Annotated in this window: 9 protein-coding genes and 1 pseudogene; 5 read left to right on the forward strand and 5 right to left on the reverse strand. The window is 72.8% G+C overall.

What is annotated here, in order from left to right; all coding sequences use genetic code 11:
• Positions 1-13: 13 nt before the first annotated feature.
• From AB0C82_RS24760 to AB0C82_RS24780, 5 genes and pseudogenes are all read right to left on the reverse strand, one after another.
• Entirely contained in the window at positions 14-847 is an 834-nt protein-coding gene (locus tag AB0C82_RS24760) for a S8 family serine peptidase (RefSeq protein ID WP_362845773.1), read from the reverse strand.
• Positions 844-4,239, reverse strand: coding sequence for an adenylate/guanylate cyclase domain-containing protein (locus AB0C82_RS24765; protein WP_362845775.1), 3,396 nt, complete (start codon positions 4,237-4,239; stop codon positions 844-846). Before AB0C82_RS24765 ends, AB0C82_RS24760 begins: the two co-directional genes overlap by 4 nt.
• Before the next feature lie 40 nt (positions 4,240-4,279).
• Positions 4,280-4,453: pseudogene (locus AB0C82_RS24770) on the reverse strand (aroma-sacti cluster domain-containing protein); the annotation flags it as partial.
• 140 nt (positions 4,454-4,593) lie between these two features.
• A complete protein-coding gene (locus AB0C82_RS24775) occupies positions 4,594-5,256 on the reverse strand; it encodes an iron-containing redox enzyme family protein (RefSeq protein WP_362845777.1) in 663 nt (220 codons plus the stop codon).
• Positions 5,253-6,356 carry a radical SAM protein gene (locus AB0C82_RS24780; RefSeq protein WP_362845779.1) on the reverse strand — a complete coding sequence of 368 codons (1,104 nt, stop codon included), beginning with the start codon at positions 6,354-6,356 and terminating at the stop codon, positions 5,253-5,255. The genes AB0C82_RS24775 and AB0C82_RS24780 overlap by 4 nt, the downstream gene beginning before the upstream one ends.
• Positions 6,357-6,906: 550 nt before the next feature.
• On the opposite strand from AB0C82_RS24780, the gene AB0C82_RS24785 reads away from it, so the two are divergent.
• The 5 genes from AB0C82_RS24785 to AB0C82_RS24805 all read left to right on the forward strand — a co-directional run bounded on the left by AB0C82_RS24785 (position 6,907) and on the right by AB0C82_RS24805 (position 12,685).
• Positions 6,907-8,106 carry a glycosyltransferase gene (locus tag AB0C82_RS24785; RefSeq protein WP_362845781.1) on the forward strand — a complete coding sequence of 400 codons (1,200 nt, stop codon included), beginning with the start codon at positions 6,907-6,909 and terminating at the stop codon, positions 8,104-8,106.
• A complete protein-coding gene (locus AB0C82_RS24790) occupies positions 8,078-9,040 on the forward strand; it encodes a hypothetical protein (RefSeq protein WP_362845783.1) in 963 nt (320 codons plus the stop codon). Before AB0C82_RS24785 ends, AB0C82_RS24790 begins: the two co-directional genes overlap by 29 nt.
• A gap of 92 nt (positions 9,041-9,132) precedes the next feature.
• Positions 9,133-10,347: a radical SAM protein gene (locus AB0C82_RS24795; RefSeq protein ID WP_362845785.1), complete on the forward strand. Its 1,215-nt coding sequence runs from the start codon at positions 9,133-9,135 to the stop codon at positions 10,345-10,347.
• 2 nt (positions 10,348-10,349) lie between these two features.
• Positions 10,350-11,288: a hypothetical protein gene (locus tag AB0C82_RS24800; protein ID WP_362845787.1), complete on the forward strand. Its 939-nt coding sequence runs from the start codon at positions 10,350-10,352 to the stop codon at positions 11,286-11,288.
• On the forward strand, positions 11,285-12,685 hold the full coding sequence (locus tag AB0C82_RS24805) for an MFS transporter (protein WP_362845789.1): 1,401 nt from the start codon (positions 11,285-11,287) through the stop codon (positions 12,683-12,685). Before AB0C82_RS24800 ends, AB0C82_RS24805 begins: the two co-directional genes overlap by 4 nt.
• Positions 12,686-12,790 lie beyond the last annotated feature (105 nt).

The following is a 12,790-nucleotide window of genomic DNA, read 5'->3' on the forward strand; positions in this document are numbered from 1 at the left end:
CCGACGCCGGACGTCACCGGCGACCGTGGACACGGACGTTGGCTGCGGACAGGTACAGGGCGTTCTTCAGCTGGAACGGCGTCAGCCGGGGGCCGCTCGACAGGATCCGCGCGCACAGCCCCGCGATGAACGGGGTGGCGAAGCTGTTGCCGGAGCTGCGGATCGACGTGCCACCGAGCCACGCCACCGGGACCCGCTGGCCGGGGGCGAAGAACTCCACCGGCGGCTCGGGGTTGTAGAGGTGGAGGTCCGGGTCGTCCTCCTGGTGACTGCCGACCGAGATCACCGAGGAGAAACGCCAGGGAAAACTCTCGACATGCGTGTTGTGCGCCGAGGCGACGATCACGGTCTGCTGGAAGTACGCCTCGTCGGCCAGTCGGCGCAGTTCGTCCACGAAACGGTCATGGCTGGTGGACAGGCTCAGGTTGATCACGTCGAACCGCTGACGCACAGCCCACCGGATCCCTTCGAGCAGCACGTCCCCACTGCCTGAGAACCGGTCGCCGAGCACTCGGATGCTGGACAGCTCGCAGTCCGGAGCGATGCGCCGGATGATCCCGGCACAGGCCGTGCCGTGACCGCAGGAGTCGCCTTCGTCCGTCTCCTCGACATGGACGGCCTCGTCTTCCTTGAAGACGCGCCACGACCGGGCGACGGCCCCGACCAAGGGGTGGTCCCGTTCGACGCCCGAGTCGACCACGCAGACGCGTATGCCACGCCCGGTGCCGCCGAGGAGACCTCCCCCGGACGGGTCCGGAGGAGCGTCGGCGTCCACGGGTACGTCGGCGGGGCCCCGTCCTCGCAGACCCCAGGTGAGTCCGGGCGCCGGTCGTGGTGCGGTGGTCATCGCGGTGCTCCCTCTCCGGCTTGGGATCCGACTTCGGCTCCGGCTCCTACTCCGGCTTCGGCTTCGGCTTCGGTCACTCGTCCGGCGGCAGGGTTGTGCACCGGCGGGCGGCTCAGGCAGCGAGAGACTGCGGCCTCGGCCTGGCGTACGGCGGGAAGGTGGCCCTTGGCCGCGAAGTGCCCGCGTGCGCGCGTCGCGGCCTCCGCCGCGTCGGCCGGGCGTCCCAGCGCGAGTGCGGTGCGGGACAGGTCGAGGGCGGCGAGACCCTGGACGATGGGTGAGTCCGTACGGGCGGCGGTGGCGACTGCCCGGCCTGCCAGGCGGGTGGCGGCCTCGGCCTGCCCTTGCGCCGCGGCCACCCGGGCGCGCAGACCGTCCAGATCGGCCGACTCGGCACGGGGCCGGTCGGGCGCCGCCCGCTCCTCCTCCAGTTCGGCGAGGGTGTCGCGGGCGGTACGCCAGTCGCCGAGGTCCAGCCGGATACGGGCGGCGTCGAGCAGCGCACCGCGCAGCAACGCCGTGGCGCCGAGCCCCCGCGCGGCGCGAGTGGCCCGCTCCAGGCTCAGGAGCGCCTCCTCCTGGCGGCCGGCAAGGTCGGCCACGGTGGCGGTGAAGATCGGCAGGAAGGCGTCCGTCTCGGCGTAGCCGAGCCTCTTCGCAAGGTGCTCCGCCTCCGCGAGGCAGGCCAGGGCCCCGTCGCGGTCGTCGTGGAGTGCCAGCAGGACCGCCAGTGGGCAGTTGAGCGTCAGCCGGACGGCCCGGCGGCCGTCTCCCTGGTCCGCGAGGAGCTCACGGCAGCGGGCCACGGCGTCCGCGACCGGTGAGGGGCCGCGCCAGAGCGAGACGCCCGTCGCGCCGAGGGCCGCGGCACGCTCGGGCTCGGCGTCGGCGCGTACCGCGTGCTCCAGCGCGCGGGCGAGCAGCCGTCCCGCGTCCCCGTGCCTGCCCTGTTCCTGTGCACGCTGGGCAAGGCGCAGACAGGCCCTGGCCTGGCCGAGCTCGTCGCCTGCCGCCGCGAAGACCGGCAGGGTCGCGCCGGCGGCCTCGGCGGGCGACTCGACCCTGCGGGGAAGTCCCGCTCCCGTGGAGGTGGACCGGTGGGCACCGGCGGCCTCTGATCCCTCGGCCGCGCCACCGGCCGGCCCTGCACCCGCATCCACCACTCCTGAACCCGCAGGCTCTGTGCCTGCGGGCTCTGGGCCCTCGGGCCCGGTGTCTGCGCACCTGCCTACCGATGCCAGGGCGAGGCGGGCGTGCGCGGCCTCCACTTCGGCCCCGTCGGCGGTTCCGGCCTCCGCCTCGGCCGACGCCTCGGCCGACGCCTCGGCCGACGCCTCGGCCGACGCCTCGGCCAGGATCGCTTCGAGCAGCACCCTTCCTTCCGTTCCGCGCCCCAGGTCCAGCAGCGTCTGCCCGAGCCGCCGCCGCGTCGCCCTGCTGCCCTGCTCGCCCGTCGCATACCGGGCCGTGGCCCTGGACAGCAGGTCGGCGGCCCATACGGGGTCGGCGTGGGCCAGTGCCAGCCGCCCGGCCTCCGAGAGTGCGTCGGCGGCGCGTCGGCGCAGACCGTCGGTGTGCGAGTCCTGGGCGCCCAGCTCGACCCGGTAGCGGTACGCCTGTTCGAGGTGCGCCCCGACCGCCGCGCTGCCCCGCCCGCGCACGGATTCCAGTCGTGCCGCCCGTTCGTGCCGGTCGGCCCGGTCCTGCTTGGACTGGCAGGCATAGACGACCTCCTGGACCAGCCCTCCGGCGAAGCGGAACGCCTCGCCGTCAGGTCTGATCAGGCGGTGCCGGACCAGCCGGTGCAGTGTGTAACGCAGTCCGGACCCGGCCCACGCCTGTCCGGGAGGTTCGGCGAGCGCAGTCATCTCCTCGGCGGTGAAGTCGCCGCCCAGGACGGACGCCAGCCCCAGGGCCAGGTGTTCGGGTGGTTCGAGCGCGTCGATCCGGGCGCCGATCAGGGCCTGGAGCGGGAGAGGGACACTGTCCTCGTCGACGGGGACGCCCGCGACGAGCAGCTGCTCCAGGTGCAGCGGATTTCCGCCCACCCGCGCCAGGACCCGGGGGCCGAGTGGCTCTTCGTGCGCCGTGCTCCCGGTCAGCTCGGCCGCGAGGAGCTGTGCCTCGGCGTCGGAGAGGCCGTCGAGCGGAACAGCGTCCAGTGCCAGTTCGGGCCGTGCGTCGAACAGTTGGGGACGGGTGAGCAGGACGATCAGGACGGCCGCGTCGGTGAGTGCGCGCAGCAGCCGGTCGAGGGCGTCGAAGAGCGGCTGCGCGGCCCAGTGGCAGTCGTCGATCACCAGCACGACGGGCCGGGTACCGGACAGCTCGGCGAGTACCTTGGCGAGCGCCGCGCACGTGTCCGCCGGCGACGGATTGGGAGTCCCGTCCAGGAGCAGGCCCTGGTGCAGCAGGTCGAGTTCGGGCGACGGTTCGGACGTGCCGCAGGTCCGCAGCAGGTGGGTCACCGCGTCCGCCAGTGGTCCGAGGCTGGGCTGTTCGCCCCGGCCCCGGCAGCGCCCGACGCCGTGCCGGGGCCCGTCGGATGTGGCGGTGGCCCGGTGGAGCCACTCGCGTACGAGTCTGGTCTTGCCCTGACCCGCCTCCCCGGCCACCACCAGCCGCCGGGCGCTGCCGGCCCCGACCACCCGGCCCAGTCCCTCGTCCAGCAGGCCGAGTTCGCGGCCACGTCCCACGAATCCGAGGTCGAAGCGGCGCAGCGCCTCGGGCCCGTCCTCCTCGTCCAGACCGAGCAGGCGGTGGGCGGCGACCCGGTCCTTCTTCCCCTTGAGCAGCAGGGGTCCCGTCTCCACCGTCCGGACGCCCGGCCCGGCGGCCGCCAGGGTGTCGGGGCCGATGAAGATGTCTCCGGCGGCGGCGTTCTGTTCGAGGCGCGCGGCGACGTTGACGACTTCCCCGGAGACCATCGCCTGCCGCAGGGTGGCCGAACCCGTCACGGCCTGACCGGTGTTGATACCTATGCGCATCTCCAGCCGGACGCCGACGGCCTCCCCGAGACGGGCGTTCAGACCCGCGAGCGCCTCGCGCATGGCCAGGGCGGCGGCGACCGCACGGCGGGCGTCGTCCTCCCGTACGGCCGGCAGCCCGAAGACTGCCATCACGGCGTCGCCGATGAACTTCTCCACGGTGCCGCCCTGCTCCTCGATCCGGAGCCGCATCAAGTGGAACCAGCGGAGCGTCACCGAGCGCAGCGTCTCCGCGTCCAGGTCCCCGGAGAGGGCCGTCGAGCCCACGAGATCGCAGAAGAGGACGGTCACCACCTTGCGGCCGGTCGGCTTGACCGTGACCGGCCCCGGAGCGCACGGGCTGCCGCATGAGGGGCAGAACCGGGCGTCGGGCGGCAGGGCGCTCCGGCACGAGGCGCAGGGCATGGGTTCCTCCGGTGGGCGCGGAACAGCGGGCGGGCCGTGGTCAGAAGAGGGCGCCGCCCGCGACGTCGGCGTGGGCCTGTACCTCGGGGGCGGCCGCGTCGAGCCGCCCCCTGATGTCGACGAGCAGCGCGAGTTCCTCCCGGGTGAGCGCGCGCAGGACCTCGTGCTGCTCCTCGCTGAGTGCGTCGACGTCGAATCCCGCGGCGACGAGTGCCTCGACGGTGGGCTCGGGCCGGGACGCGCCGAACGGGCCGTTGCCGCGCCCGGAGCCTACGTACGCGGCGCCTTCGTGCCCGGAAGTGCCGCACGCGGTGGTGTGGTCCGGGCCTGCCTCGTAAGAAGTGGAGTCGTCGGTCACGGGTGCCCTCCGGGGTCGGTGGCGAGGGAGAGGAAGAGGCGGGTCAGCAGACCGGCCGTGTGCAGCGCGCTGACGGATACGGCGGTCTGCCGGGCCGGGGTCAGGGCGAGTTCGTCGAGCACCTGGTGCAGGTCGTCGAGGTGGCCGCCGTCGAGTTCCGCGTGTTCCCGGAGGGTGCGGAAGGCGGCGTCGGGGAGCCCGGTGATCTCGGTGAGGCGGTCCGCGAGGCGGGGTCCTGGGGCGTTGCCCTCCAGGACCGCGATGTAGCCGAGCAGCGTGACCGGGTGCTCGTGCTCGATCCGGTAGTACTGCGCCCCGGCGAGTTCGACGACGACGGGGGGCGGCACGGCGGCCGGAGCGGCACCGAGGGCGGCCAGGTCGTCGAGCAGCCAGGCGTCGTGGTCGCGCTCCTCCTCGGCGTGACGGGTGTAGTACGCCGCGAGGCGCCGCGAGGGCGGGTCGTCCAGCTCGGCGCACCGCTCGGCGGCCCGTTCCAGCAGTGGCACCGATGCCTTCAGGAGCGGATACATGGCGGCCAGGTAGCGCACGTATCGCCTGCGCAGCCCGTCCGGTCGCCACAGGGCCGTGGTCGCCGCCCTCAGTACAGGGGTGGTGGGCGTGAGTTTGGTCCTGAGCGCGAGGGACGCGGGGGTGGTCATCGGCCGCTCCCCTCCCCTGCGGGAATCGGCTCATGGGTGGCGTCGGACTCGACCAGATGCGCGTAACGGGCGCAGCCCAGACGGCGTACCAGCGCGGCGGGCCCGGCGGCGAGCTGCTGTTCGGCGCCGAGCCGGTCGAGGAGTTCACCGACCCTGCCACCGGCGTCGCGCGCCGCGCCGGCGAGGACCTCCGGGCGGTCGGCGAGTGCGTGGCAGCTGCGGCAGTACCCGGCCGGGGCGGGCGAGGAGTCGTACCGGGCGTGCAGCCGCTGGGGCCCGACAGCGCGCAGCATCCGCAGCACCGGGGAGCCCAGGGAGCGTTCGCGGACGGTGGGCCAGTCGTCGTCGTCGATGTGGCCGAGCCGCAGGTGTGCGGGGACGGGCCGCCGGTCAACCGTCCACTGGTTGCAGCAGGCGGCCACGGTCCCGTCGAAGGCGACCACCGGCCAGGCCGCGAGGGCACAGGGCGTCGAGACGGAGCCGTCCGGCCCTGGCGGGGTCGTCCGGACGAGCCCCGCGGCCCTGCCGAGCGGCCGGACCTCGTTGACCAGCATGGGCACCTGGGCACCGAAGGCACGACGGACGTCCGCGACGGCCTCGGCCAGATACGGGTCGTCGGGGCCGGTGCCGGTGAGATGGACGCTGACGGGGATGCCGGCGTCCAGCACGGTCCGCAGAGAGCGCAGCACGGCCTCGCGCGGTATCTCGCGCTCGTGATGGACGTCCATGCTCGCCGAGAAGTGGTCGAGAGCCGTGATCGCTCTCATGATCCGGTCCGGAACGCGTCCGTCACGGGCGAAGAACATCCCGCTCAGGAGCGCCACCCGGGATCCCGCCGCGTGCGCGAGACCGGCCAGACGTGTGACCAGTCCGGGCAGCAGCAGCGGTTCGCCTCCGGTCAGCATGACCACCTCCGGGCGGTCCTCAGTGCCGAACGAACGGACGAAGCGCAGCAGATGCTCCGGGTCGGGCTGCTCCGAGACCGTAAGGGAGGAGCCCGTGGAGCAGTGTGCGCAGCTCATGGGGCAGCGGCGGGTGAGGGCCACGAGGAGGCCTCCGCAGGGCACCGGTCGCAGGCCGATGAGCTCTGCCAGGTCCATGTCTCCTCCTCCGTGCCCGTGCCGCGCGCGCAGCATGTTCCGGATCGTGCGCCCGAGCGGCAGGCTTCCGGTTCACGATCGCCTGGTGATCGGTTAAGTCCCAGCTCAAGGCGGGTAAGGACGCACGCCGGACGGCCGGACGCGGATGCGTGACGGGGCGTGCGCCCGGGTTTCGGAGCCGTCCCAGGTCCCGGTGGTCGCCTTATACCGGCACCGAACCGACGGCCAGGCGTTCCCATACCGCGCATCCGTACGTTTCTTCTCATCCGGCGCAGCGACGCCGCCTAACGAGGAGGACACACATGCCCGAGAACACGAACCAGCAGCCGACCCAGGACGAGGACATCGAGGTCGTCGCCCACAGCGAGGACGAAGAGGCCGAGGCCGGCTGCATCGTCAACAACTCCAGCGACCTCTCCTGACTCGAGGTCCTGCGTTCTGAGCACCGCGCGGGCCACCCGGTTCTCGGCAGATCGTGCCAGGAACCGGGGGGCCCGCGGCCACCCCGGCACCACCACCGCCCACCACACCCCGAGGGAGCGCGCACGCCGTGAAGATCCTGCTCTGCCCCCTCAGCGACGGCGGCTACCTCTACCCCGCGATCGCGGCGGGGCGGGAACTGCGGCGCCGCGGCCACCACGTCAGCGTGCTGGGCCGTGCCACCGCCGCTCCCGTCGTGGCCGAGGCCGGCCTGCCGTTCGTGCGGGCCGAGGACCTCGGGGGGCGACGGGCGTTCTCCGCCACCTGGTGGGGGAAGACCGGCCCCGCGCAGTACCGGGCGACCCTGCGCGCGGCGCGGGAGACGGGGGCCGATCTGCTGGTCACCTCCGTGCTGTGCAGCGGCGCCCTGCTCGCCGCCGAGGCACTGGACATTCCGGTGGTCGTGATCGGGCTCTCGGTCCACCTGTGGAACTACCGGACAGGGGGCTCGGACGAGCCCCACCTGGGCAGGACGCGGGAGAGCCGGACCCTTGACTGCCGGGAGATCTACACCGCCACGCGGGAGGAAGCGGGCCTGACGGGCCGTGCCCGCCGTTGGGCGGACAGCCCACTGCTGGGCGACGCGCTGCTGCTGCGCGGGGATCCGGCACTGGAGTACCCGGGCGCGGAGCTTCCCGACCGGGTGCGCCACGTGGGGCCACTGGCCTGGGAGCCGACGCCGGACCGGCAGGAGGTCGAGGCGGTCAGGGATCACCTGGCGCGGTCCGGCAAACCCGTCGTCTACGTCCACCTCGGCCGCTTCTTCGGCGGCAACAGCCTGTGGCCCCTGCTCAACGAGGCGTTCACGGGCGGTCCGTTCCAGGCCGTGGTGGAGCAGGGCCGGTCCACCGACCCCGTGCCCGGTCCGGGCGCCGACATCCTGGTCGTACGCAAGCCGTGGATGGGTCCGCTCATCGACCTGGCAGGCATGGTGCTGGCCAACGGCACCTCCGCCCCCGTTCTGGCCGCCCTGCTGCGGGGCCGACCCCTCGCGCTGTCGCCCAACGGCTCCGAACAGCCGCTGCTCACCGGTGCCTGCGTGCGCGCGGGCGTGGCCGTACGCGTATCGAACACCCCGTCCGCGGAGCTCTCGGCACTGCTGGAGTCGGCGTGGGGTGACGACGGCCTGCGGGCCCGCGCCCGCGTGCTCGGCGGCAGGCTGGCCACGCCGGACGGCGTGGCTCGCGCGGCCGACATCGTCGAGCGGGTGGCTCAGACATCCGCGATCCCGAAGGAGGACCATGAGTACGCGATCACCCGGCCTCGATGAGGCCGTGTCACGTCTGTCCGCGGGCGCGCGGCACTGGATAGGGCTGCACGCGCGGTATCTCGACTCACCGGCGGGCCACGCCGAGCTGCCGGTGACGCCGCGGGTCAAGGCCCTCCTGCAACTCGCGCTGCTCCGCCGCTACTGGGAGACGGCCGCACCCGCGGACGCCGCCCTCGGCGAGGTGACCTCGGTGGTCGGACAGGCCTTTCGGCGAGCGGACTTCCCACGCCTGCTCACGCTCGACCCGCGGTACGCCCGGCAGTTCGAGATGATGTACGCGGCACTGGCACCGGCCGGGACCGCCTCCGACGCCCCCCGCTCGGTGCTGGACCGGCTGACGGCCGACGGGTACCTCGCTCCCCGCCGCAAGCCGCCGTACCTCCACCTGGAGGCCAGGTTCTACGCGGATGTCGCGGGCGCGGAGCACCGGTTCGCCTCGTACGAGGAGCTGTACGCGTCCAGCCTCCTGGCCCGGGCCACCACGCTTCCCGTGGCCGACCTGGATGTCTGCGTGGTCACCCACACCGTCTTCTACCTGAGCGACTTCGGCTTCCGTTCCCCCGCCCTGACCGAAGGGGCGCGGGTGCGGGCGCTCCGGGTCGTGGAACGGCTCACGGACCACTGCGTGGGACTCGGCGAATGGGACCTCGTCGGAAAGCTCGTGCTCGCCCAGTACTGCCTGGGGGCCGATCCGTCGGCCACCACCTCGGGCGCGGCCGGCCTCAGGATGCTCGCCGGGGTCCAGTCGCCCGACGGCGCGATCCCCGGACGGTCCGTCATCAAGCGTGCGGCGGCTGACGCGACGCCTGTCGAGTTCTTCCGGAAGTCCTACCAGGCGACCCTGGTCACGGCGCTGGCCACCTTGATCATCACAGGCGGTCGGGCCGACGAGCTCTGCACCGCGGGAGTACCGACAGTGCGGGAGGCGCGGTGACCATCGACCAAGCAGTGAGCCCCGGACGACCGGTGAGCGCCGAACAGCCGGCGGGCGGCCCCGGACGAACGGAGAGCACGGAGGAGCGGCCGATGAGCTCGGGACGAGCCGTGGCGTCCGGTCGAGAGGACCTCCTCTCCGCCTCCGGCGCGCGTCTCCTCCAGGGCGAGCGGAACTGGTGGTTCCTCGGCCCGGGCGGGGTGGCCCGCCTCGGCAGCCGGAACGTGACCGCCGACGGAGCCCTGCGCCCGGAGGCGGAACTCCGGCTGCGCGAGAGCGGCATGTTCACCCCCGCCCGGGTCCGCGCCTACGCGCTGACCGTCCTCACCAGCACCAACTGCAACCTGGGCTGCGGATACTGCTTCCAGAACACCGCGCAGGACCAGGCGGGCGGCACCCGGCCGCCGCGGATCGCGCGGACCCGCCTCACCTCGGACACGGTCACCTCGCTCCTCGGCTTCACCGAGCGGCAGATGGCCGCCGTCGGCCTGGAGAAGCTCAGGATCCTGCTCTTCGGCGGGGAGCCGCTGCTGAACCCGCGCGGCTGCGTGGAACTGCTGGAGCGCGCGGCGGAGATCGCGCCCACATCGGCCTGGATGATCTCCAACGCCACACTGCTCACCCCGTCACTGGCGCGACGGCTCGCCGGCCTCGGACTGACGTCCGTCCAGGTCACCTTCGACGGCGACCGTGCCGATCACGACCGGATCCGGGTGGGCAGGGCGGACGGCAGCGGGACCTTCGACAAAATCGTCCGCAACATCGTCAGCGCCTCGGAGGTCTCGCCGCTCCAGTGGACGCTGCGGGTGAACGTCTCGCAGGAGACCTTCCACGGAGTCGACGCGCTGATCGACCGGCTCGCGGCAGAACTCGACCCCGCGCGGTGCACCCTGTACTTCGCCCGCATCGGCGACGTGGGCGTCGGATACGCCAACAGCCTGCTGCACACGGGCGAACTCCCGGCCGCCTTCACCCGGTGGCAGCGCCGGGCTCTCGACCTCGGCTTCACCGTGAGCCGCCCCGGCGCCCGGAAGACCTGTGTGACGTGCGGTCACGCCGACGGACGCTACGGCGCGGTGGTGAGCGCGGACGGAACCCTGGCGAGCTGCTGGGAGACGGCCGGCAAGCCCGACTGGGAGGTCGGTACGGTCACGGACGGCTACCTGCCCAGCGCGGTGACCGGTGAGCGGTGGGTGGCCTGCCAGGACCTCTACCGCTACGACGAGGACGCGCGGACGCTCGCGAGGTTCCGTGACACCGTCGACACGGCCCTGCTCGACTATCTGGACGAGACGGGGCGGCTGTAGCCATGCCCTCATCCCTTGAGCAGCTCTCCTCCGGCGCGCTCGACTGGCTGGGAAGGAACCTGGACCACTTCGACCCGTTCTCGCCGAGCGCGCGGTCGGCGACGCACGGAAAGGCGAAGGCCGCGCTGGAACTGGCGCTGCTCTGCCACTGCGCGGCACGCTCCGGAGCCGTACCGGAGGCGCTGGGCGGCGCGATCGCCCTCGTCAGGAAGCTCTGGCAGGATCCGGACTTCCCGCGGCTCTTCGAGGAGGTCCCCGACCACGCCCCCACGTACGGGCTGATCTACGCCGCGCTGGCCCCCGACGGGATCGATGACACCGAACGCCGGGCCGCGCTCGCACGGCTGTCCCCAGACCTGCTCTCACCGCACGGGAAGTCGCCCTACCGCCGCATCGAGATCCGCTACTACGCGGACAAGGCCGGCATCCGCCACGGCATGGAGCCGTACGCCGAGCTCCTGCCACGAAGCCCGCTCGTCGCACTCCCGGCCGCCGGGTCCCTCGGGTCCGATGGCCCGGCGGCACAGGACGCGGCGCCCCTGGCCACACCGGAGGCGTACGCCCTGACCCACACCGGTTTCTACCTCGGCGACTTCGGCCGGACCCCGCCCGGGCTGACCGGGAGCGCGATGGCGCACGCCCGGGCGCTGGTCTCCCGGATGCTGGACCACTGCGTCGGGCACGACCGGTGGGACCTGGCCGCGGAACTGCTCCTCACGCAGTTCATCCTGGGGAGCGACCCGCGGGGCACGGCCCCGGGAGCCGCGGCCGTGGAGTGCCTGATCCGGGCACAGCGGTCCGACGGTGCGATGCCGGGACGGTCGGCGGCGCTCGCCGCGCCGTCGTCGGCCCCGCCCGGGGAGTTCTTCCGGAAGGCGTACCACACGACCCTGGTGACCGCCCTCATGGCGCTGATCGTCTCGTCGCCGAGGCCGTCGTGACTCCCCGTCTGACGTTGATCAACCGCGAATACACCCGGCTGTGGTTCGGTCAGGCCGTCTCGTCCGTAGGGGACGCCGTCTTCAGCACCACCCTGGTGCTGTGGGTGGCCACCGTTCTGGCGAAGGACGAGACATGGGCGCCGGTGGCGGTCAGCGGCGTCCTGATGGCGTCGAGCGCCGCCGTGCTGGTCATCGGTCCACTCGCGGGCGTGTTCGTCGACCGCTGGGACAAGCGCGTCACGATGCTCCGCACCGAAGTGGTCCGCATCGGGCTGGTGGCCGTGCTGACCGCCGTCTCCTTCCTGCCGGTCGCCGCCCTTCCGGCAGGAGCCTGGCTCGCCCTCGTCTACGTGACCGTGCTCCTGCTGCACGCGGCCGGCCAGTTCTTCTCACCCGCGCGCTTCGCGATCCTCGCGGATCTCGTCACCGGGGACGCCGACCGCGCCCGGGCGGCAGGCATCGCCCAGGCGACAGGCGAGACGGCCTGGATCATCGGGCCGCCACTCGCCGCGCCGCTGCTGTTCACGGCGGGTCTGCAGTGGGCCATGCTCTTCAACGCGCTGTCCTACGCGGTCTCGTACATCGCGATCCGCTCCATCGGTGTACGCCAGGCGACCGCGGCCAAGGCGGACAAGACCGTGCCGGGCGCCGCACAGAAGCCGGCTGCCGGGCGGCAACGACCCAGCGTGCGGCGGGAGTTCGCGGACGGTGTGCGGTTCTTCGCGCGCAGCAGGTTCCTCGTCGCGCTGCTCCTGCTCGCCGTCATCGGCCAGTTCGGGATCGGCGCGCTGAGCACACTCAACGTCTTCTTCACCACCGACAACCTCCACGCGTCCGCCCATCTGTACGGGTACATCGGCATGGCCATGGGAGTGGGGGGCATCACCGGCGCACTGTGCGGCGGCCGGGTCGTGCAGTGGCTCGGGGCACGGCGGAGCACCTGGATCAGCCTGCTGGTGAGCGGGGTTCTGCTGGTCGCCTACTCCCGGCAGACCGGCTTCATCGGCGGCATCGCCCTGCTCTTCGTCTTCACCGTTCCGCTCACCGTGCTGAACACGGCGATGGCACCGCTCCTGCTCGCCGCGGCGCCCCCGGACTATCTGGGCCGGGTGATGGCCGTGTTCTATCCCGTGACGAAGCTGGCGTCGATGCTCTCCGCGGTCCTGTCCGGCTGGCTCGCCGGATCCGTACTGCAGAACGTCGCGGGCTCGGTCGGCGGTATCCGGTTCGGTCCGATCGACACGATCTTCGCGGTCTCCGGACTGATCGTGGTGCTGTCCGGCGTCTTCGCCTTCTTCGCCCTGCCCCGCAAGGGGACGGCCGAGAAGGCCGCCGAGAAGGTGCCCGAGGAAGCCGGTGTCACGACGGCCGCACCGCCAGGTCCGCGACCTGCCTGAGTCTCACCGTCCGACGGCGCGTGCCCAGCACCGCATAGCCCGGCTCCCGGCACCTCGCGCCGCCGCGAGCACGGCACCTTCCGCCCACCACGAACGAGGGAGCAT

The sequence above is a fragment of the Streptomyces sp. NPDC048560 genome (genome assembly GCF_040650955.1).
Lineage (GTDB): Bacteria > Actinomycetota > Actinomycetes > Streptomycetales > Streptomycetaceae > Streptomyces.